The sequence below is a fragment of the Paenibacillus alkalitolerans genome, from assembly GCF_016482785.1.
GTDB classification, from domain to species: Bacteria; Bacillota; Bacilli; order Paenibacillales; family YIM-B00363; genus Paenibacillus_AE; species Paenibacillus_AE alkalitolerans.
Genome location: NZ_JAEMXM010000001.1, coordinates 63,829 through 84,022, shown reverse-complemented (window position 1 = coordinate 84,022; position 20,194 = coordinate 63,829). Strand labels below are relative to the sequence as shown.

At 49.4% G+C, this 20,194-nt stretch carries 22 protein-coding genes and 1 riboswitch; of the genes, 6 read left to right on the top strand and 16 right to left on the bottom strand.

Annotation, left to right across the window (positions count from 1 at the left end; translation table 11 throughout):
* Window positions 1-12 precede the first annotated feature (12 nt).
* The 5 genes from JET16_RS00380 to JET16_RS00360 form a co-directional block, all read right to left on the bottom strand.
* On the bottom strand, window positions 13-1,125 hold the full coding sequence (locus JET16_RS00380) for an ABC transporter permease (RefSeq protein ID WP_199613603.1): 1,113 nt from the start codon (window positions 1,123-1,125) through the stop codon (window positions 13-15).
* 377 nt (window positions 1,126-1,502) lie between these two features.
* Window positions 1,503-2,249 (bottom strand): rhamnogalacturonan acetylesterase, encoded by a 747-nt coding sequence (locus JET16_RS00375; RefSeq protein ID WP_233530905.1) that lies wholly within the window; start codon window positions 2,247-2,249, stop codon window positions 1,503-1,505.
* 288 nt (window positions 2,250-2,537) lie between these two features.
* Window positions 2,538-4,307 (bottom strand): stalk domain-containing protein, encoded by a 1,770-nt coding sequence (locus JET16_RS00370; RefSeq protein ID WP_199613602.1) that lies wholly within the window; start codon window positions 4,305-4,307, stop codon window positions 2,538-2,540.
* A gap of 192 nt (window positions 4,308-4,499) precedes the next feature.
* Entirely contained in the window at window positions 4,500-5,576 is a 1,077-nt protein-coding gene (locus JET16_RS00365) for an acyltransferase (protein WP_199613601.1), read from the bottom strand.
* A gap of 197 nt (window positions 5,577-5,773) precedes the next feature.
* Entirely contained in the window at window positions 5,774-6,430 is a 657-nt protein-coding gene (locus JET16_RS00360; RefSeq protein WP_233530904.1) for a YheC/YheD family protein, read from the bottom strand.
* Between the two features lie 290 nt (window positions 6,431-6,720).
* Window positions 6,721-6,853: riboswitch (cyclic di-AMP (ydaO/yuaA leader) on the top strand.
* A 1-nt stretch (window position 6,854) separates the two neighbouring features.
* On the opposite strand from JET16_RS00360, the gene JET16_RS00355 reads away from it, so the two are divergent.
* The 4 genes from JET16_RS00355 (at window position 6,855) to JET16_RS00340 (ending at window position 8,397) form a co-directional block, all read left to right on the top strand.
* Entirely contained in the window at window positions 6,855-7,472 is a 618-nt protein-coding gene (locus JET16_RS00355) for a CAP domain-containing protein (protein WP_199613599.1), read from the top strand.
* A gap of 224 nt (window positions 7,473-7,696) precedes the next feature.
* Complete coding sequence (sda, locus tag JET16_RS00350) at window positions 7,697-7,819, top strand: sporulation histidine kinase inhibitor Sda (RefSeq protein WP_199613598.1); 123 nt, start codon at window positions 7,697-7,699, stop codon at window positions 7,817-7,819.
* Window positions 7,820-7,920: 101 nt separating this feature from the next.
* Window positions 7,921-8,091, top strand: coding sequence for a XapX domain-containing protein (locus JET16_RS00345; protein WP_199613597.1), 171 nt, complete (start codon window positions 7,921-7,923; stop codon window positions 8,089-8,091).
* A gap of 90 nt (window positions 8,092-8,181) precedes the next feature.
* Window positions 8,182-8,397 (top strand): hypothetical protein, encoded by a 216-nt coding sequence (locus JET16_RS00340; protein ID WP_199613596.1) that lies wholly within the window; start codon window positions 8,182-8,184, stop codon window positions 8,395-8,397.
* Window positions 8,398-8,422: 25 nt separating this feature from the next.
* Here JET16_RS00340 and JET16_RS00335 read toward each other — a convergent pair whose 3' ends face one another.
* The 6 genes from JET16_RS00335 to JET16_RS00310 form a co-directional block, all read right to left on the bottom strand.
* Window positions 8,423-10,465, bottom strand: a complete 2,043-nt coding sequence (locus JET16_RS00335; RefSeq protein WP_199613595.1) for a transglycosylase domain-containing protein — start codon at window positions 10,463-10,465, stop codon at window positions 8,423-8,425.
* A gap of 151 nt (window positions 10,466-10,616) precedes the next feature.
* Window positions 10,617-10,820, bottom strand: coding sequence for a hypothetical protein (locus JET16_RS00330; protein ID WP_199613594.1), 204 nt, complete (start codon window positions 10,818-10,820; stop codon window positions 10,617-10,619).
* Window positions 10,821-10,961: 141 nt separating this feature from the next.
* Window positions 10,962-11,144 (bottom strand): PspC domain-containing protein, encoded by a 183-nt coding sequence (locus JET16_RS00325; RefSeq protein WP_199613593.1) that lies wholly within the window; start codon window positions 11,142-11,144, stop codon window positions 10,962-10,964.
* A gap of 83 nt (window positions 11,145-11,227) precedes the next feature.
* The gene (locus tag JET16_RS00320) at window positions 11,228-12,022 is read right to left on the bottom strand and encodes an SDR family NAD(P)-dependent oxidoreductase (RefSeq protein WP_199613592.1); all 795 of its coding nucleotides are present in this window, start codon (window positions 12,020-12,022) and stop codon (window positions 11,228-11,230) included.
* A 16-nt stretch (window positions 12,023-12,038) separates the two neighbouring features.
* Complete coding sequence (locus tag JET16_RS00315) at window positions 12,039-13,199, bottom strand: UxaA family hydrolase (protein WP_199613591.1); 1,161 nt, start codon at window positions 13,197-13,199, stop codon at window positions 12,039-12,041.
* Window positions 13,196-13,525 (bottom strand): UxaA family hydrolase, encoded by a 330-nt coding sequence (locus tag JET16_RS00310; protein ID WP_199613590.1) that lies wholly within the window; start codon window positions 13,523-13,525, stop codon window positions 13,196-13,198. The genes JET16_RS00315 and JET16_RS00310 overlap by 4 nt, the downstream gene beginning before the upstream one ends.
* A gap of 152 nt (window positions 13,526-13,677) precedes the next feature.
* On the opposite strand from JET16_RS00310, the gene JET16_RS00305 reads away from it, so the two are divergent.
* Window positions 13,678-14,688 (top strand): LacI family DNA-binding transcriptional regulator, encoded by a 1,011-nt coding sequence (locus JET16_RS00305; RefSeq protein WP_199613589.1) that lies wholly within the window; start codon window positions 13,678-13,680, stop codon window positions 14,686-14,688.
* Here the strand turns inward: JET16_RS00305 and JET16_RS00300 are convergent.
* The 3 genes from JET16_RS00300 to JET16_RS00290 are packed head-to-tail and all read right to left on the bottom strand — an operon-like array spanning window position 14,685 to window position 17,260.
* Complete coding sequence (locus tag JET16_RS00300; RefSeq protein ID WP_233530903.1) at window positions 14,685-15,332, bottom strand: bifunctional 4-hydroxy-2-oxoglutarate aldolase/2-dehydro-3-deoxy-phosphogluconate aldolase; 648 nt, start codon at window positions 15,330-15,332, stop codon at window positions 14,685-14,687. The genes JET16_RS00305 and JET16_RS00300 overlap by 4 nt on opposite strands.
* Before the next feature lie 11 nt (window positions 15,333-15,343).
* The gene (dgoD, locus tag JET16_RS00295; protein WP_199613588.1) at window positions 15,344-16,492 is read right to left on the bottom strand and encodes a galactonate dehydratase; all 1,149 of its coding nucleotides are present in this window, start codon (window positions 16,490-16,492) and stop codon (window positions 15,344-15,346) included.
* Window positions 16,493-16,510: 18 nt separating this feature from the next.
* Window positions 16,511-17,260, bottom strand: a complete 750-nt coding sequence (locus JET16_RS00290) for an IclR family transcriptional regulator (protein WP_199613587.1) — start codon at window positions 17,258-17,260, stop codon at window positions 16,511-16,513.
* 139 nt (window positions 17,261-17,399) lie between these two features.
* On the opposite strand from JET16_RS00290, the gene JET16_RS00285 reads away from it, so the two are divergent.
* Complete coding sequence (locus JET16_RS00285) at window positions 17,400-17,639, top strand: hypothetical protein (protein WP_199613586.1); 240 nt, start codon at window positions 17,400-17,402, stop codon at window positions 17,637-17,639.
* Between the two features lie 125 nt (window positions 17,640-17,764).
* On the opposite strand, the gene JET16_RS00280 is transcribed toward JET16_RS00285, so the two are convergent.
* Window positions 17,765-18,391, bottom strand: coding sequence for an NUDIX hydrolase (locus JET16_RS00280; protein WP_199613585.1), 627 nt, complete (start codon window positions 18,389-18,391; stop codon window positions 17,765-17,767).
* A 273-nt stretch (window positions 18,392-18,664) separates the two neighbouring features.
* Entirely contained in the window at window positions 18,665-20,041 is a 1,377-nt protein-coding gene (locus JET16_RS00275; protein WP_199613584.1) for a S41 family peptidase, read from the bottom strand.
* Window positions 20,042-20,194: the final 153 nt, after the last annotated feature.

Below are 20,194 nucleotides of genomic sequence, written 5' to 3'. Positions count from 1 at the left end.
TCGCCTCCTGAATCATTCATAACGCAAGCTTTCGAGCGGGTTGACGCGCTGTGCCGACCAAGCGGGCCAAAGCGCGGCAAGAAGGCCGACAAGCGCTGATACGGCAACGGTTTCCAGCCATTTTGCCGGATCTAACACCCACTCCTCAAACATCAATCCGTTCAAAACAATCGAGACCGGCAGCGCAAGAATACCGCCTAACAAGCTTAAAGAGAGGCTTTCGGCGAGAACCGCCCCGATAATCTTTCTTCCGGACGCGCCGACGGCTTTTAACGTTCCTATTTCCTTTCTCCTCTCAAAAATGGACATGACCATTACAATGTTAACTATTAATATCGCAATGATAATTGCGGTGTTATTAATCATCGTGAAGAAGGTGCGCTGCGCTTCAAGCAGCTTTTCCGCATTTTTCGCCAGTTCCGCCGACGTCGAAGCCTTAAGCTTCGGATCACCGGCATTGATTTGATCAGCCAGCGCTCTCGCTTCGTCCGCTTTGGCGGCAGTGATCATGATCGCACTCACTAATGCCGGCCTGACAAAGATGTCTTGGGCGGTTTTTAAAGGAAGCACGAACGAACCGTCGATCAGCCAGTTGGTTTCCGCAAACATTCCGATAACGGTAAAAGTTTCGTCCCGAAGTGTGATGCTGTCGCCTAAGTTGACCCCGTAATGTTCCGCGGCATCCGCACCGAGAATCACGCTGTGGTCATTTTCGAGGCGGCGTTCCCCTTCCACGTCAATATCTCCGAAGTAGGCGGATTCTTTTCCCGGTTCGACACCGACGGCCAATACGCTTGGAGGCATGTTCGGTCCCGGTGCCGGAATGATCGTTTGAAATAACAACGCGCTGCTGCGGGTAAGATCAATGCCGGACATTCGGAGGATTTGAACGGCTGAATCCTCCTTGATCACGGTGTCCAGAGGCGGGAAATTGATTCCTTCGGACTTATATTCGACAACGATTCGTCCGGCCATACCGGATATTTGACTCTGGATGTCTTTTTCGAATACATCCATGAGGCTGGACATAACGACATAAAGTTGGATTGCCGCCAAGATGCCGAGGACTGTCAATAATGATCGGGTTTTTCTAAACTTTACGTTCTTCAAAGCTAATTCCCACATCGAAACCCCTCCTTTTCTTCGGTTGACTATTCAGTCAACGATAATCATACCCTGCTTTCCCGGACTTGTAAATATTTTCTTCTCAAGTAATGAAAAATGCGACATGAACCTGCTTAAACAGCAGTTTTCATGTCGCATTTCCGTCCCCTTCTACTTCTTCTCATCCGTAAAACCGTCCAGGCCTTGACTCTTCAACTCCTCCGCAACGATGCGGGCAAGCTCTGTCGCTCCTGATCGGTTAGGGTGCAATGTATCGTTCCTCATGTACATGTAAAGTTGAAGCGTTGCTTCACGGCAACCATCATCAGCACCATGCAGAGCATTTTGAGCAAAATGCTTCTGTTCATCCGAATTCCTCCCGTCATATTCATAACCTGTTACTTTAAATATTCCTTAATAGCCAAATCCATATCACGGATTCCTTCACTTACAACTTTCGCGATTTGCAGCGCTCCGGCTTCTTGGAAATGTGTATTGTCTTGAACCCCGTTCGGATAATTAGGGTATTCTCCCGGTTCAAGCCATAAAAATATCGACTTGGTGTCCTCGATGCCGATCGAGTTGTACAATTCAATACTTCTCGTATTCAGATCGAGCAAAGGAACGTTTTTCTCTTCGGCAACCTGCTTCATGGCAATACAATAATCGGGAAAATCGTTCTTGAACTGTCCTTCGCTGTCCCAGCTTCTGCGCCCTACCGGCGTAACAAGCACTGGAATTGCATGACGCTGGCGCGCACCGTCCACATACATTGCTAAATATTGTTTGTACGTAGTATAAGGATCCGTATACCGCTCCGGTCTGCTAGAAGCGTCGTTATGACCGAATTGAATGAATAAATAATCGCTTGGACGAATATTGGTCAAAATCGTGTCCAGCCTGCCGTCCAACACGAAGCTCTTCGAGCTTCGGCCGCCGATAGCCCTGTTGGTGAACGTAATATCGTCTGTAAAATAGTGCGCGATTTTCTGTCCCCAGCCGGCCATCGGGTAGAAGCGGGAAGGATACGACATCACGGTGGAATCGCCTGCCATATAAACGTTCGTCTTGTCGCCCTTCACCCGATTCGGGAGTTTCGTTATGACAAGCGCATTGATGCGCGGATCCGTTCCGGTGAGCTCCAAGTTCAATTGTCCGTCGATAAGCGCGATCGTAAATGAGGCTTCCGCAAAAATGAGATGAATCTTTTCTTAATCATTACATGCCTCCTCGTCTTTTTGGAGTATACATCTTTTGGGAAATAAAGCGTTTACATTCGTTTGTTCAAAACAATCACCTCCTCGGTGAATTAGATTATATATAAAGATGGTATTTCCTCAATGGGATATTTTTGTAAATGTTGGACTTTGTTGCACCGGTCGCCCTAAAAACAAGCAAAGCCGCCCAATTGGACGGCTTTTGGTTCACTACGATCAGTTCAATGTTTTCAGCGGGTAAAAGATGAGATCTACCGGGAAATAAGACCCGGCGGGCGGTGTAAGCTCAATGTCCAACACCTTCTCTTCGCCTGTCGTTCTCTTCAGCACGTACACGCCGCTGGAAGTTGTCAACGTTCCGGAAACAGGCGCCATCACCAATTGCCCGTTTATTTTTATCGGTCCCTTAAAGTTGCCGCCCCTCGGACGGAATAGAATGGCGATTTTACCGGGATTATCGATTCTAATGTGGTGATTAACACCGTAGTTCCCTTTGTTTTCCGCCTCACGATGCTCCATCGCATCAAATCCCCTAATATACGGCTCAATGGTATTATCGCCGATCGAGAGCCGCATTGGCGCCGAGAGAGGGACTCCTCCGGTTCTGCCTTCGATATATATGTCGGAAGACGGGAACGTTCCGCGGACGTGTTTAAAATATGGCAGACGCGGCAGGTAGCTTTGATCGAATTGCTCCACTCCCGCGCCCGGGTCCATAGCGACGAAAGTAAACATCACTTCCCCGTCCGTCTCGATATCGTAAAACGTATTTACGCCGTATTTCGGTGAAAACTGAGGAAAAAGTTTGTACGTTACCGACGAACGCGGTTTTACCGAAAGGTATTCGTCCGGCATCTCATCCAATAGAAAGTCGACGGATGCGATATGTCCGATTAAGTTGGCCAATGGAGACGGATATACTTCTCCTTTGTTGGTGGTTCTTATTCGTACTTCTTGTTCCGTATGATTCGTTGCAACGATCGCGAAAGTAACGTTCTCGTTCATGCCGTTTTGATGGTTTGCGTACAATCTTCCCTTTCCTTTAACGACATCCTGATATAAGATCCCCTTCTCCGTTATAATCTCAGGGCTGTCGCTGACAAGAAGCTTGCGGCTTGTGTCGTAGCGAACCGAATTCGGCACTTGAGGCAAGGAAAGCAAGCTCATATTCGTCTTGAAAGAAGTTCCTTCTTTCGCATAATAGAACGGATATTCCTGTTCCGTAAGGAATACTTCGTCAATGACGGTCAGTTCTTTTGTATACACTTCGCTGACGTTGTTACTCGTATCTTTCACTGTAAGTGTAATGGGATACGTTCCCGGCTGGAAGAAAGCGTATGATCCCGCTTGGAAGAAAGCGTCCTTCAGCCCTCCCCATGTCCTGGCCAAATTTTGCCCGTCCGTGTCGTAGCTTAAATCAATGGTTCTGACCGGCTCGCCAATCCGGTAAAACGGCTTCTCAAACGTGAATTTGGCTACCGGTTGGGACGGATTGATGTTCCCCGAACCGGCAGGAAGCTTGATATACGTAAGTTCAACCTTCTTTTCCGAGCCGGTATACGTGAACGTGGCGCCCATCGCTTTCGCAACCCACGCCATCTGAACGAGCAATCTTCCGTCTTTGTTGAAGTAGACATATTCGTTGAAAGGAAGAATCGTGCCGTTATCGGTTACAATCTTTGCCCGTTGGTCGATTTCGATATAGGAATAGGTCGTGTGAAGAATGAGGGCTTTCGTGACGGGATTCGTACTGATATTAAAACCGAGCGTCTCGCTTAGAAATCTTGCGGGCAAATAAGTTCTGCCTTTGTCCGCTATCGCGGGGACCTCCAACGTATACGGTTGGTTATTTATATAGGCTTCCGTACTGTCCAGATATAGAATCACTTGCGTTGTCGTGCTCGACACGGCGCCTGCAGCCGCCGGGATTAACGAAATAACAATTGCGGCGCAAAGCATGATCGAAATCCATGATTTTCTCACCATCGTCCGGTTCCTCTTTTCTCTAGATCAGAATAAAAATGTCAGTAAAAGACGGTGTCGACCCCATCATTTTAGCGACATATATTTGACGCACAATAGCTTGAAAAGTTTTACAGAACGGTAAAAATTTTTTGTGATCCTCCAATTAACGGCCAAAAAACAAATGCCCCGAAAATCGGGGCTTTGCCAGAAGTATCACTTGCCAATTAATATCCATGACCATCTCGTCTTTTTTAAAAGAATGTATAAACCCCACGAACAGGCCAAAGCAACAACACCGCCCATCCATGTTAGATAATGATAGTACTCGCCGTAATTGGAAATAATGTGCCTCCTCCATAGCTCCAGGAAAATCGGGTGAGCTAGAAATATGGTAAATGATGCATTTCCTATTTTACCCAAAATGCCGACAATCAAATTCTTTCTATAATTAAATATATATTTGGAAATAAGAAGCAAAGCAACAGAAGCAGTCAATGTAAATAAATAATATATAAAAAAATTAATATAAGCTTTATATGGCAGCAAATCGGTGAACCATCTATAATATATTTTTTCTGAAAATATATAAATTAACATACTGGTTATAAAAATACAGCCTAAAAGCCAACTGCGGGACTTCAGATAACGAAAAACTTTATCTAACTCCATCCCGATATACGCTCCCACACAAAAATGCAAAAAATAAGTAATAAACATGCTCCCGGTTTGGTTAATACCGATAAACCATTTATTTATTAAAAAGAAAACGATCTGAACAATTACGGCCAGAAAGACAAACTTCTTCCGAATTAAATCGCTTGAGATTACTAACTTTAAAAATAACGGGAATAATATATAGAGCTGCAAGATGATTACAAAATAATAGAGATGAGTATAATTTTTACCGGTGGCCAGATTAATAAAATAGGTTTTGATATTGAAAAAAATATTCGTATCATTAATTAGTTGTACACATATAAAATAAAAAAAAGACCATATAAGATAAGGGACTAAAATATTTAACAATCGCTTCTTATAAAAATGAAGTACCCAATTTTCTCCCTCTCGATCCCTCTTAACATAATTGTAAAATAAAACTATTCCACTTAGAAATAAAAAAGAAGGTACGGCAAAATGACTGGCGTAATTAAAAAACATGTAAAAAAAATGTTGGAAAGTCTCATCTTCGAGTTGATCCATTGGAAAAGATGTGACATGGATGATAATAACTGCAAAAATACCAAGAGCGCGATAAATATCAAGATATTCGTGTTTTACATTTTTAGTCACTTACCTATAACCTCCATTCGTTATTATTGTAATGATTAACCTGAATTCCGAATGCGGCAAAATCAAGACTAAATCTGCATACTATCCGTATTCTTATGATCTGTCAATCAATAATGAATTCTGATTTAAAAGCGGTATCTAACAGAACAAACAAAGCCGCCTGTTTTTTCAGGCAGCTTCGGCTGTTTATCGCACCATTATTGCGGTCGCGTATTTACTTCGAATATCCAAACCGTACCTCTCTTGTCAATACCGAAGTCGTAACCGAGCTCCCCTATTCCGGGGTAACGGGATTCCAGCAGAAACGTGCAAGTACGAGCGACTCCGGTCATTGTATCTTTCTTCGATTTAACTAACCTGGGGAACGTTCGCCTCAGCGCTTCCCTTCCTTTCATCAAGGTTCCGCCCCTGGAAAGATTCGTCACGAACAGGCCCGGCCGGGCGAGTCGGCCGACGACGGCAGTTATCTTCCAGCCCGATCCGCGCTTGACGAGCTTGACCCGGTAATCGACCCTTCTACCGTGAATCGTTGCCAAATCGATTCCTTGCTGCAGCATATATTTTCTGCTTCCGCGGATTCGGTTTATGTCTGAAATAAGCCCATTCCACGATTGATGAACTTTAGTTCGCGATTTGTAATGGTAACGGTATCCGCTCTCGCCTACTCTTTCGATTTTTATAACCCCATATCCTCCTGAGCCGACGACCGGCTTTGCGACGACAAAGCTAAATCTCGACAACATTCCTCTCAAAGCGGACGAACTGAAGAGCTGCATATACGGAACATGCTTCGCAGCCCCGCTATGACGCCTTAGAACTTGAAACTTTGCCCACTTGCTTGCGACGCGTCTCATCTCTTGCATTCACTCCTTTCGGGGCAAACCAACCTCGATCTTATCCTATTCATTACAACCGTCAATCAACCCGACACTTGTCTATTGTCCGGCACATACGCACAAAAAAATAGATTATCCCCTAGCTGATAGCCGTCTAATTATAGGTTCGGCCTGTCCCATTTATCGCAAGAATCGTTGACGGACCGTAAAATCGCAGCTATTGCCGAGGAAACGAAGGATAAAGCGCCGAGTTGGAAAACTTTATGCAATGAACATAACAGGAGCAGATGCTAGAATAGAACGCGACTTTAAAATCTAGGCCGAAGCTTCGCAAGAAGCGCGGGGGAACCCGTCTTTGGGGTGAAGCCACGCAAGTGGCCGGGTGATTGCTCTTTGACCCGAATCCGTCAGCTAACTTCGCAGGCCGTAAAAAGGAGATGGAATGATGCGTTTCAAGAAGTCCGTTTTGGCGGGATTGCTCGCACTGGGCACATTCGCGGGAGCAACTGCGGTTTCTGCAGCGGCGTACACGGTAGACGCCAACGACACGATGTGGACGATTTCCCGGCAGCATGGGATTTCGTTGAGCAGCCTCATTCAGGCCAATCCTCAAGTGGCAAACCCTAACATCATCTGGCCGGGAATGGTTCTCAATGTTCCAAGCACCGGATCGGGTTCTACAACGACCGCAGGCACTTATGCAAATCAAGTGGTTACATTGGTAAATAAAGAACGGGCGAAAGCCGGTTTGAAGCCGTTGGCGAAAGACAGCGCTTTGTCGGCTATGGCACTGGATAAAGCAAAAGACATGCATTACAACAACTACTTCAGCCATACGTCCCCGACGTACGGTTCTCCGTTCGACATGATGAAGTCTTACGGCATCCGGTACACTTATGCCGGAGAGAACATTGCCATGGGTCAGCGGACTCCGCAAGAAGTAATGAACGCGTGGATGAACAGCCAAGGGCACCGTCAAAACATCTTGAGCCCGAACTTCACCACAATTGGTGTAGGTTATTTTAACGGCAAATGGGTACAAGAATTTATCGCGAGATAAACATTTACCGCCGCTCGCATTCATTGGAATGCGGGCTTTTTTAGTTTAATCACTTTTTTCCAACATTATTCAATGCGGATGGACTTCCGACATTTTTCCTGTTTCTTCGTGCTCTCGCTGTCGAAACTTTTGGTTTTTTATTACTTGCCCTTGTGTCCAAGCTTCCTGTATCATTTTCTTAAATAAATAATAAAAAGAACAGGAGAAGGAGAGACAAGCAAGTCATGAACATCATTAGTGACGAGTTACTGATCGAGGTTTACCACAAATCGAAGGAGCTCAATTTGTCGCAGGATTTCTTATCGATTCTTTTAGAGGAAATAAATAGACGGTCTTTGACCGTCTAAAATGAAGTCTTTCCGATGCATTTGGGAATAATGGATACCGTAACGAAGAAAGTGCTTCCGGCTTCTTCTCGGGACCATTGATGACCAAGGTGATTATGCGGATGAAGGATATTATTTTATCTTTACTCGTGGGTGCACTGTTAGGTGCCGTGTTCAAATTGCTTAAACTGCCCGCCCCTGCACCGCCGGTGTTGTCGGGCATTGTCGGGATTTTCGGCATATTTCTCGGCGGCATCGGAATGGAATATGTGCTGCGTTATTTTGCAAAATAAAGCCGGTAACCCTTAACAATTCGAGTTGCCGGCTCTTTTTCATGTACATTTTTATGATAAAATGATACCAAAAACAATGGAGAGCATACCATGTCACGGAACCGCCGGTTAGTATCGGATCAAGATTTGCAAGAAGCGATGGAACGCCAAGTCAGCATACGTGTTTTTCAAGACGATCTTGTCGTGGATTCAGGCGGAATCATCGTTCGCTTTACGGATAAAACCGTTGTTACTCAATCCGGAGTCAGCGACATTACTTACCATGACAGAGAACTATGCGAATTTTTCGAAATGAGAAGCCGGTAAATAGCCGCCGGGCAAGTGATGTCGATTAATCATCCCATTCATCCCATTCATCCTCTTTATCCCGATCTTTTCCCCGGTCATTATCCCGTTTATCTCTGCCTCTTTTTTCATCCTCCTTCTTTCTTTCGTTCCCCTTTTCCTTACCCCTCTCTTTCCGGTCATCGTTATCTTTTTCTTTATCCTTATCCTTGCCCTTTTTGTCCTTATCATCATCTCCGCGGTCACGCCAATCGGCTTTAAATCCTTCAGGAACGTCGAAGGAGGAACGCGGCGCGTCAGCTAACGCTCTGGACATAATTTCGCGAAATACGGAGGCCGCTGCAGCGCTGGATGTCGTCAAGTAATGTTCCCGGTCCGTTTGATCGTACCCGATCCACACCGCTCCGGTCAGCTCTGGAGTGTATCCGACGAACCATAAATCTTTGGCGCCTCGGATTCCTTCGAATTCACCGGTTTCGGGCAGTTCGGTCGTTCCCGTCTTCCCCGCCGTCGGCCTGCCCGGGATCGCCGCATTGCGCCCTGTACCGTTTTCTACCGCATTCTGAAGCAGTATTGTCATTGTGTACGCTATATGCGGATGGATCGCTTGCCGCGGTTTCTCATCGAATTTCGCTATAATCTCGCCGTCTTGACTCTCCACGCTGCCGATGGTATGGGCCGTATATAACAAGCCGTTATTGGCGAACGCCGAGAACGCATGAGCCATATGAAGCGGCGAAACGCCCTTGGATAAGCCGCCAAGCGCCAAACCAAGGTTCCTGTCTTGAGGTGTTAGCGGAATGTCCAGCCGCTCCGCAAACTCCATTCCTTTCTCAATCCCGATCCGGTCAAGCAGCCAAACCGCCGGGATGTTCCACGATTGGCGGACCGCTTCGAACATCGACACTTCGCCGTGATAACGCCTGTCCCAGTTGCGGGGGCGGTATCCGTTCACGTCGATCGGACCGTCATATAACTTTGAGAGCGGAGTATACCCTTGTTCGAGTGCCGGTCCGTATGCGGCGATCGGCTTGAACGACGATCCGGGCTGTCGTCTCAGCTGGGTGGCGCGATTGAAAGCCCGGTACGTGCCTTCTCCCCGATAGCCGACAATCGCGCGAATGCCGCCCGTTCGTTGATCCAAGAACACGGAGCCGCTCTGCACAAGCTGTCCGTTTGCCGAATCCGGAAACTGAGCCGGATCGGCATAAACTTCCACGGCAGCATCTTGAACGGTCCCGTCCATTTCCGTCTTTATGACCCATCCGCCGGACATGAGTTGGTTTTCCGACATTCCGTACACATCAATGGCTTCCTGAATGACGGCGTCGACGTACGACGCATATCTCCCTTGATTCTCGCTTTCCTCATGCGGCCGGAGTACGATCGCTTTCGCCGATGAATCCTTCAATGTATTCTCGTCAATCATTCCTTGCTCGGCCATCAACGTCAACACCAGATTTCTGCGTTGTAACGCCCCTTCCGGGTTTTTGACAGGCGAATACCGGCTCGGTGCCTTCGGCAAGCCCGCGAGAAGCGCCGCTTCGTCCAGCGTCAGCTCTCCAACGTCTTTACCGAAGTATGTGCGGCTCGCAGCTTGAACGCCCCAAGCGCCTTCACCGAAATAAATCGTGTTTAAATAGCGTTCCATAATTTCTTGTTTATCGTAAGTCATGTCGATCTTAAGAGCATACGCCGCTTCTCTGAGCTTCCGCTCGAAGCTTTTGTCGGGCGACAAGAAGGCATTCTTCGCCAGCTGTTGCGTGATTGTGCTCCCGCCTTCTACAATGTTCCCGGCTCGCAAATCGCGATATAATGCACGGGCGATGGATAGGATGTCCACTCCGGGATGTTCGTAAAATCTCCGATCCTCTACCGCAATAATGGCTTGGATAAGGGATTCGGGCATCGCCGAGATCGGCACCGGCTCCGATTTTCTCACTGACAGCGTATAAATCTTTTCTCCGTTTCGGTCCAATATTTGTGTCGGCTGTGTCATCGGTTTGGCAAAAGCGGCGACATCAAGCGATGCCACGTACATCATTGCGGCTGCTATAATCAATCCCGCGCAGGCCGCCGTAACCGTCATGCACCATAGGCCTATGCGCAACACACGGTTACGACCGCGAAGACGACGCAGAGGCCGTATCAGTAATTCTCGCAGCATGGAAACCCCTCAATTTGTTTTCTTATATATTTCGCTTCCGAATGCCGCTTTGAGGGTGTGGCCGACGATTGGGTTACTTATTCATTCTGTATTTCGTCAAAATGCACGGTACTCCGAACCCTACCGATCCGGGTTGCTCCATCCGCTCCAAATAGTCGATTCCTCTGGTACATTGAGTTTTGCATACTTTACATGTATCAGAAGTGACGAGCTTCATAAACCACTGATTTTTATTATGCTGCGGTACGTCCTTTAGTCTGATTTTTTTGCCTGCCATAGCCGCCTATTCCTCCCCCCGTCAACGTTGTTTCCCGCTACTGCTAGCGTATGACGCTGCAAGTGAAGAGGTTCGTTCGGCTTACAGGCAGAAAAAAGACTGCCTTTCGGCAGCCCATGCAAAAATATATCTTTGGTTACGTTATCGGGAAGGCATGACAGCGGCGGCGATAATATAAGCGACCACGCACGGAAATAAACCTGTCAAAACAGCCGCAATGACAAACATGAGCCGCACAATGGTCGCATCCACTTCCATGTACTCGGCAAGCCCGCCAAGCACACCGCTCAGTTTACGGTCGTAAGACTTTGTAAGTCTCTTCACGCTTTCCGCCCCCATTAATTATCCGATACAGCAAAGCCGTCAATAACTAATATTCGGTGAGCTTGCAATTGTTTCCTCTTTTTTTAACGTTCCATATGATCTTCAGGTTGTGCGGCTTTGACGGTCAGACCCCCGTCAACCATGAGCAGATGGCCGTTGACCTGCATCGCGTCTTCGGATGCCAAGAACACGACCGCGTCTCCGATCTGCCTTGCGGTACCGAGACGCTTCATCGGATTCGCTTCGATTTCTTTCCGGCGAATTTCCGGATCGGCCAAATAGTCCGTGCACATATCGGTGTCCACCGTGCTCGGACCGACGGCGTTGACGTTGATGTTATGCTTGCCGAGCTCAATCGCCATTCCTTTCGTCAGCATATGCGCCGCCGCTTTCGAAGATTGATAGTGCGGAATGACGGGACTCGTGACCATTAAACTCGCTGTAGAAAGAACGTTTACGATTTTGCCGTACTTTTGTTGAATCATGCCCTCCGCCGCTCTTTGCGAGCAAAGAAAGATCGATTTCACGTTCGTATTGAACGTGCGGTCCCACGTTTCCTCTTTTATGTGAAGAAACGATTCGAACGGAGCAATTCCCGCATTATTCACCAAGATGTCCACCGGACCGAGCTTAGACTCCACTTCATCAAACATTCTTTGCACTTGGTCTTTCACTCCGACATCCGCTTGCACGGAGATGCCGTTACTGCCGAGTACCTTGATCCTGTTCACAACGTCTTCAGCCAATGAACGGCTCTTATCCGAAGTATAATTGACCGCAACGCTGGCTCCTTCTTCCGCCAATCTGATTGCTATGGCTTCGCCGATGCCCCGGCTTCCGCCGGTTACGAGCGCAATTTTCCCTTGGAGTTTACCCATTTCAGCCTCTCCTCTTCTATAAGCTTGGTCCGATCCGGTTAATGCTGAATTCTTGATGTCCGAGAATTTCCGCTTTCGTTAATTTGCCGTCCGCCACTTCGGCGATTTCCTGCCAGATCCGTTGGCCGGCTTCGCGGACTCCCGCAGTTCCGTCCAGAATATCGCTGACGTCTACGTCCATATTGTCCTGCATTCGTTCGAACATGACCTTGTTCCCTGTAATTTTGACGACAGGAACAACGGCTGCTCCCGTCGGCGTTCCGCGTCCCGTCGTAAAGCAAACGAGATGAACGCCGCTTGCGGCCATGCCGGATACGCATTCGATGTCGTTCCCCGGTGAATCCATGAAATACAATCCTTTGCCGGGGATTGGCTCCGCATATTCGAAAGCGCCCATCAACGGCGATGTGCCGCATTTGCTAATGCAGCCCAGCGATTTCTCTTCGATCGTCGTCAATCCGCCAGCGATGTTGCCGGGGCTCGGATTGCCGCCGCGCATGTCCGCCCCCATCCGGGCCACTTCTTTCTCGAAGCGCTCCACGTATGCATAAAGCTGCCCCGCCACTTCGGGAGTTGCGCATCTCGCGGCCAACACATGCTCCGCGCCGATAATTTCTGTGGTTTCGCTGATGACCACCGTTCCGCCTCTTTCGATCAATACGTCCGACGCCGCTCCCAGTGCGGGATTAGACGCCATGCCGGACGTTGCGTCCGAGCCGCCGCATTTCACGCCTATTCGTAGCTCGCTGAACGGTACCGGCACCTTGCTCATGGCATCCAGTTCCCTGCGCAGCTCTTTGGCCAGTTCGGCGCCCTTCTGGATCGCTTTCACCGAGCCGCCGGCTTCCTGGATGTCGATCACTTCCACCCGCTTGCCTGTCGATCGAATCGCATCGGCCAGCTCGTACGGATTCACGACCTCGCATCCGAGACTGACGATCAGCACGGCGCCGACGTTCGGGTTTCTTCCGGTTCCCGCGAGCGTCTCGAAAGTTCTGTCCTTATCCGCGCCGATCTGGCTGCAGCCATGCTGATGCGGTATGGCAACGGTTTCAGGAACAAGCTGCATGATCCGGCTGCAGACTTGATTCGCGCATATAACTGTGGGAATGATGAGTAAATGATTTCGTATGCCAAACTCGCCGTTCGCTCTTGCGTAACCCATAAATTCGTTCACGCGTCTTTCCCTCCTTGTACCGCCTGATCTCCCCGGCCACGGATGCCTTCCACATTATGAACGTGAACATGCTGCCCCGCCGTTATCTGTTTCGTGGCGCGGCCGATCACTTCGCCGTACTTGCGGACCAATGCGCCTTCAGGCAAGTCATTGATTGCCAGCTTATGACCGAACGGGATATCGTCTTGCAAAACAACTTCTTGCACCTTGGCCGAGAGCCGGTAAGTTACCGATTGCCCGGATTTTAACTCCCGCAATGCTGTCGCTACGTCATCCTTCTCGTCCACTACGAGCGCGTCGGCTCCGGCGCTCACTTTTGCACCCATTAACGTCACCTCTATGAATTGAATAGAATTGATATTGCAGAGTTATCGATAACCCTAAACTAACGGAATCGCTCATTGCTGTCAAGATAATTTTACGTTAGAATAATACAAGAATATGTGGCCGAAAACTTTAATAACAAAGGATTTTGCGCATGGTAACGATCTACGACATCGCCAAGAGAGCGAATTGCTCCGCAATGACCGTTTCCAGAGTTATCAATAACACTGGAAGGATCAGCCATACAACAAGGCAGCGCGTTCTCACCATTATGAAAGAACTGAATTATGTACCCAATTCCATGGCCAGAAGCCTTGTTTTACAGAAAAGCAAGCTGCTCTCTTTGCTTATTACGGACATTACGAATCCGTTCTTCACGACTTTGGTTCGGGGCGCCGAAGACGCGGCGCACAGGCTCGGTTACCGGCTGCTGCTGAGCAACAGCGACGAAGACGCGAAGAAGGAGAAGGAATATATCGATACGATTTTATCTTCCAAAGTAGATGGAGTGCTGTTCGCTCCGGCCAATGACCATTCTGCCGAACACTTGAAGAAGCTGAAGCAACACGGCATTCCTTTCGTCTTGCTTGACCGCGAGATCCCCGGCGTCGAGACCGATACCGTCGTTGGCGACAGCAAGACCGGAGCGCGCCGGTTGGTGGAACACTTAATTTCCCTTGGTCACCGCCGGATTGCGATGATAAACGGCGCTTCGAACGTGTCGACGGCCAGGCTGCGGAAGGAAGGATACGAGGAAGCGCTGAAGCTGCATCAAATAAGCCTTCGGGAAGATTATATGGCGGAAGCCGGATTTACGCAGATCCATGCGGGTAATATTGTAGAGCGGTTGTTGTCTCTTGACGATCCGCCGACCGCCCTGTTTGCCGCGAATAATTTTCTTGCGCTGGAGGCGATGCGCTCGTTATTGGATCGAGGGATTCGGGTTCCGGAGGATATTTCGGTCGTCTGCTTCGATGAGCTGGAAGCCGGTTTTGTGTTGGATCCTTACCTTACGGTGGCTGCGCAGCCGGCTTACGAATTCGGCACGCTCGGCATTCAGATGCTGATAGACCGCATTGAAGGCAATGCCGGAGACGAGTGGCGCAAAGTCATTCTTCCTCCCAAATTGTACATTCGCAAATCGGCCGCGCAGCTGACTAGCTAATCTATCCGAACGGTTTGCACGAACGCTTGCGCCTGCTGGCGAACCGCATGAAAATCGCCCTCTATCGCCGCCTTCATATTGATCAAGCTGCTTCCAACGCCCAATGCGGCTGCACCCGCTTGCAAATATTCCCTGGCGTTGGACATCGTAACGCCTCCGACGGCGATCATCGGTATGTGAGAAAGCGGACCCTGCAGCTCTTTAAAATATGACGTTCCCAGACTTCCGCAAGGAAACACTTTAACGTACGCCGAACCGGCCCGGTGCGCTTTCACGATTTCCGTAGGCGTCATCGCGCCGCCGATCATCGCGATCCCCTGCTCATTGGCGAAGCGGATCACATCCTCGTCCACGTTAGGGGAAACAAAGAACGAAGCCCCGGCTTGCTTCGCCGCAACTGCCGTCTCCATATCGGTGACCGTTCCCGCACCGATCCACATGACCTTTCCGAAGCGGGCTTGAACTTCCTCAATTATCTCCGCGGCATCGCCGCTGTTCATCGTAAACTCCAAAACTTTAACGCCTGCGTCATACAACGCTTGCGTGAACGGCAGCGCCAGCCGCTTTGGAAGCCCGCGGACGATCGCCACGAGCTTCGTAGTTTCCAACAGTCGAATGCCTTCTTGCCTATCAATATGCGACATGATAAGACTCCTTACCATTCCGTCAGCGAACCGTCCGGGTTCCGCCATATCGGATTTCTCCAACGGTGACCGGCCGCCGCCGCTTCTCTCACTTTTTCTTCGTCAATCTCAATGCCTAAACCGGGTTTGGTCAATCTTTCGACATATCCGTCCTTGTACTGGAACACGCTCTTATCCTTCAAATAATCGAGCAAATCGGATCCCTGATTGTAATGGATGCCCAGACTTTGCTCCTGAATGAAAGCGTTCGGCGTGCAGAAATCGAGCTGCAGGGAGGAAGCAAGCGCAATCGGTCCAAGCGGACAGTGAGGCGCAACCGCCACGTCGTACGCCTCCGCCATCGCCGCAATTTTCCTTGTTTCCCATATGCCGCCCGCATGGCTTAAATCGGGTTGAATAATATCCGCGCCTCCGCTTGCAAGGAGCTGTTTGAACGCCCATCGCGTAAACATCCGCTCGCCGGTAGCGATCGGGACGGATGTATGTCTTGCGATCTCCAGCAATGCTTCGTTATTTTCCGGAAGCACCGGCTCTTCGATAAATAAAGGCTTGAACGGCTCCAGCTCCTTCATCAGCACCTTAGCCATCCCTTTGTGCACTCTGCCGTGGAAGTCGATGCCGATACCTATGCCGAAGCCGACCGCTTCGCGAACGGCGGCCAGACGTTCCACCGCTTCCTGCACTTTCACCGCGGAGTCGATCCACTCCATCTCCGCGGTTCCGTTCATCTTTAACGCGGTATAACCGGCGGCCGCTTGTTCCTTCGCCGCAAGCGCCGTATCCGCCGGCCGGTCGCCGCCGATCCATGCATATACGCGCATCCGGTCGCGGACCGGACCGCCCAGCAGCTCGTAAACCGGTACTCCAAGCTTCTTTCCCTTTATGTCCCAAAGCGCTTGCTCGATTCCCGAAATTGCGCTGGTAAGAATGGGGCCTCCCCGATAAAAGCCTCCACGGTACAGCACTTGCCAAAGATCTTCAATACGGCCCGCGTCTTGCCCGATCAAGTAGTCGGCCATCTCCTCCACAGCCGCCTTGACAGTGTCCGCACGACCCTCCACGATCGGTTCACCCCAACCGTCAATGCCGTCATCCGTCGTAATTTTCAAAAACAACCAGCGCGGCGGGACCGTAAACAATTCCATCTTCGCAATCTTCATCGAATCCGCTCTCCCCTCTTACACTGCATCAGACAACAGCTTTGCAAGCCTTCGAATTTCAGAAACCGCCGATTCCCGCTTCTCGCTCCAATGATGGGAAGGCATCGAAAAGCTGACAGCCGCGATCATATCCCCATTCCTGTTGTATATTGGGGCGGCTGCGCAGCAAAACCCCGGAACGACTTCTTCTATATCCGTTGCGTAACCTTGGGAGCTCACTTCCTCCAGCTGCTTGAACAATTCGTCAATGGAACGAATGGTATTCGAGGTGAACGGCTGCAGCGTTTGTCCAGGAAATAATGCGCGAATTTCCTGGCGGTCCATTGGTGATAGAAGCATCTTCCCCATGGCTGTGGCGTACGCGGGAATTCGCATACCCGGCTCGGAAAGCAGGCGAACGGGCGATACCGCTTCTTTCTTCGCCAAATAGACGATGTCGCCTTTCTCCAATCTGGCCAATTGCACGGTCTCGCCGACGCGTTCGACAGTCTCGGCCGCCTTCTCCGCAAACAGCTCGACAAGATTAATGCCGGAAAAATAGGCGTTGCCCAAAAACGCGAAAACCGAGCCTAACGTGTAAGTATCGCCTTTCTCCCGCTTCACCCATTCCAATGCTTCCATTGTGTGCAGGATGGAAAACATGGAGCTCTTATTAATACCCGTAGCTTTCGTCAAATCCATCAGCCGTAGTTTTGATGGCTGCTCCGCGATACATTGCAGCACCGCGTGCGCCCTCTCTAAAGCCGGTACCCAATATTTTTTGTCCATAAGCGCACCTGGTGGTTTTGTATAGTAAACTAAGTTCAGTTTACCACTCGAGCCTAGGAATTCAAGTTACAGTTTTGATGTCGGACAAATTCCGCTATACTAAGTGTCAATACATGCGGTTGCAACAAAGGAGAACAATATGATTCCTTTTGAAAACACGTGGCCTTACGAATCCGTCGGTGATGACGTGTACGTTTCCGAATGCCCTTATTGCGGGCGGCATAATGTGCTGCTTCCGCTTCGCAAGAAGGAGCTCAAGCATATACGCGAAGGAAAGAAAAAGCTCCTGGTGTTTCCGTGCTGTCACAGCCGGATGACCGTGATCGACGCGGATTCGGATTATCTTCTCGCCAACGCGCCGCTACGGCGGTTTAAATAATTAGCAAGAAATGGATCGGTGCAACCGAAGTTTCTTCGCTTACAGCTCCCAAATCCAAATTAGAGGGTGTTTTGAGGTGGGGGATTGAACCCGTAATATCCTTACCGTGTGAAGCGCACCCCTAATTAATCAAATACAGGCGCTTTCCCAGGATCTTTTAAAAACTCAAACATCAATTTAATTTGGAACTCGGTGTTGCGCTCGAGCGATAACGGCGGCAAGGAATCTTCTGAAAAAAACCGCACATCGCTCGTTTCCATTCCTCCCGACGCTTGTCCGCCGACAATCTCGCACCGGATAAAAATTTTGTAGATATGATAAGCTGAAGGCGGATGATTGTGCTTCGCTTTATCCAATACCGCCAACAATCGCGCCGGTGTCGTATCAAAGCCCGATTCTTCTTTGATCTCCTTCGTTGCAGTCTCGCCCGGAGATATTCCGATATCCGCCCATCCTCCCGGCAAGGACCATCCCCCGTCCGACTTTTCTCTCACCATCAATATTCGATCGTTGCGAAACACCACTCCGCGAATATCAACCTTTGGAGTGGCGTAGCCGGTCTCACCCGCAAACAAATCTCTAATTTGCTCAATTTCCATATCGGTATACTTGTTCATCATTTCCAGACTCAGATCGCGCAGCTGCTCGTATCTCTCGATGTCGTAAACGTCCTTCGCATACGTTAATCCGGATTGGCTGATCGCTTGAAGCCGCTTCACCCATTCCAACCAAACAGTACTATGTTTGCTCATAGATCCAGCCCTTACCTTTCGTTCAGTTAATGCTGCAAACTACTCATACAGCTCCGGATTGTTATACGTTTTCGTCCACGAGTCGTGGTCCGCATCCGGATATACGGTAAACTTTACTTTGCCCCTTGCTTCTTGCAGCGAATTGACCATTGCCTCAGAATATGTACCGAACCGCCCCCATCATACTTCACGCAACTTAATAAGTAAACGAATTTTCACTTATAAAAAAGAACCTCGGAAATCGAAAGCCGACCACCGCGGTTCATACTTCATCTACATACGCTCTTTAACCCATTTTACGGCCGCTTGCTTCTGAGTATCGTTCGCCAAAATTTTCTCTCTAAGCTGCTCAATCAGCTGAATCGTCGTTTCGCCGATTACGGTGCCCGTCGGTTCAAGCCCTTTCGCCTTCTGGAACTTGATTACCGCTTCCTTCGTGCTCTGATCGAAAAATCCGTCCTTGCGGCCCGGCTCGTAACCGAGTGCGGATAACATTTCCTGCAGCGATTTGATTTCCGCCGAGAAAGCGTCCTGCTTTAGCTCTTGCTCCGGATTGATCAGCGGAATATTCGCATAAGCCGGCAGCTCCACTGCGATATCAGGCACGACGCCTTTCTCGTGAATCCAATCGCCTTTGGGCGTTAACCATTTGGCAACGGTAAAGTTCATATTCGAGCCGTCCGGGAACTCGGATACGGCCTGCGCAGTTCCTTTGCCGAACGTCTTCACGCCCACTACCGCCGCTCCTCCGGAATCCCGCAAAGCGGCTGCCATAATTTCCGAGGCGCTGGCGGAACCGCCGTCTACCAACACCGCAACCGGCAATCCGTCCAAACCGACGTCCCGATGCTCCGCCTTATAAACCTCCCGTTCTCCGCCCCGGCGCTCCGATTGCAGCACTGTCTTGCCTGTCTCAAGAAACATATTGGCCATATCAATCGCAACGTTGAGCAATCCGCCAGGATTTTGTCTCAAATCAAGCACAAGCCCTTCCATGCCTTTCGATTTCAGCTCGCGAACCGCTTTCTCGAATTCCTCGGCCGTCGGCTGCGCGAACGTCGTCACGGTAACGATTCCGATCTTGTCCTCCGTCATCTCGTAGAACACGGTTTCCAGAGGAATCGTATCCCGAACGATGGTCACGACAAGCTCCCCCTCGTGTCCGGGACGCACGATCGTTAACCGCACCTTCGTCCCCTTCTCGCCGCGAATGAGTTTAACCGCTTCGGCTACCTTCATTCCGTCCAACACGGTTTCGTCCACCTTCATGATCCGGTCTCCCGGCTTCAGTCCCGCTTTCTCCGCGGGCGAACCTTTGATCGGAGATACGATGATTATCTTGTCGTCCTCCGACTTCACCTCCGCACCGATGCCTACGAATGATGATGAAATGTGTTCGTTGAACTGTTCCGTCTCTTCCTGATTCAAATAGTCGGAATACGGGTCGTCGAGCGCCTCCACCATGCCGTTGATGGCGCCGTCAACGAGCTTCGAACGCTCCACGGATTTAAAATAACCGGATTCCAGCATACTAATGGCCTGTTTGAATTTATTGTATTCCGTATCGGTATTCTGTGTATATAAGTTCGTAACCGCTCCGCCGATCAAAGCCGAGACCAGAACCAGAGGAACCGCGGCGATTTTTCTCATTGCACTCTCTCCGTTTCGTTGTTGCGCGACATTTTTAATAAAAACAATTAAAGCTTATTATACAGACGTTCAGTGAGGAAATCGAATATATAATGTTTTCTATTCTCATCGAACAATCGATCAAGTATTATATATGTAGAAATACATAGTAAA

Excerpts from the sequence above, each read along its gene's own strand:
- JET16_RS00380 (WP_199613603.1), bottom strand. The coding sequence starts at position 1,125 with ATGTGGGAATTAGCTTTGAAGAACGTAAAGTTTAGAAAAACCCGATCA.
- JET16_RS00370 (WP_199613602.1), bottom strand. The coding sequence starts at position 4,307 with ATGGTGAGAAAATCATGGATTTCGATCATGCTTTGCGCCGCAATTGTT.
- JET16_RS00360 (WP_233530904.1), bottom strand. The coding sequence starts at position 6,430 with ATGAGACGCGTCGCAAGCAAGTGGGCAAAGTTTCAAGTTCTAAGGCGT.
- JET16_RS00355 (WP_199613599.1), top strand. The coding sequence starts at position 6,855 with ATGATGCGTTTCAAGAAGTCCGTTTTGGCGGGATTGCTCGCACTGGGC.
- sda (WP_199613598.1), top strand. The coding sequence starts at position 7,697 with ATGAACATCATTAGTGACGAGTTACTGATCGAGGTTTACCACAAATCG.
- JET16_RS00345 (WP_199613597.1), top strand. The coding sequence starts at position 7,921 with ATGAAGGATATTATTTTATCTTTACTCGTGGGTGCACTGTTAGGTGCC.
- JET16_RS00340 (WP_199613596.1), top strand. The coding sequence starts at position 8,182 with ATGTCACGGAACCGCCGGTTAGTATCGGATCAAGATTTGCAAGAAGCG.
- JET16_RS00335 (WP_199613595.1), bottom strand. The coding sequence starts at position 10,465 with ATGACGGTTACGGCGGCCTGCGCGGGATTGATTATAGCAGCCGCAATG.
- JET16_RS00330 (WP_199613594.1), bottom strand. The coding sequence starts at position 10,820 with ATGGCAGGCAAAAAAATCAGACTAAAGGACGTACCGCAGCATAATAAA.
- JET16_RS00320 (WP_199613592.1), bottom strand. The coding sequence starts at position 12,022 with ATGGGTAAACTCCAAGGGAAAATTGCGCTCGTAACCGGCGGAAGCCGG.
- JET16_RS00310 (WP_199613590.1), bottom strand. The coding sequence starts at position 13,525 with ATGGGTGCAAAAGTGAGCGCCGGAGCCGACGCGCTCGTAGTGGACGAG.
- JET16_RS00305 (WP_199613589.1), top strand. The coding sequence starts at position 13,678 with ATGGTAACGATCTACGACATCGCCAAGAGAGCGAATTGCTCCGCAATG.
- JET16_RS00300 (WP_233530903.1), bottom strand. The coding sequence starts at position 15,332 with ATGTCGCATATTGATAGGCAAGAAGGCATTCGACTGTTGGAAACTACG.
- dgoD (WP_199613588.1), bottom strand. The coding sequence starts at position 16,492 with ATGAAGATTGCGAAGATGGAATTGTTTACGGTCCCGCCGCGCTGGTTG.
- JET16_RS00290 (WP_199613587.1), bottom strand. The coding sequence starts at position 17,260 with ATGGACAAAAAATATTGGGTACCGGCTTTAGAGAGGGCGCACGCGGTG.
- JET16_RS00285 (WP_199613586.1), top strand. The coding sequence starts at position 17,400 with ATGATTCCTTTTGAAAACACGTGGCCTTACGAATCCGTCGGTGATGAC.
- JET16_RS00280 (WP_199613585.1), bottom strand. The coding sequence starts at position 18,391 with ATGAGCAAACATAGTACTGTTTGGTTGGAATGGGTGAAGCGGCTTCAA.
- JET16_RS00275 (WP_199613584.1), bottom strand. The coding sequence starts at position 20,041 with ATGAGAAAAATCGCCGCGGTTCCTCTGGTTCTGGTCTCGGCTTTGATC.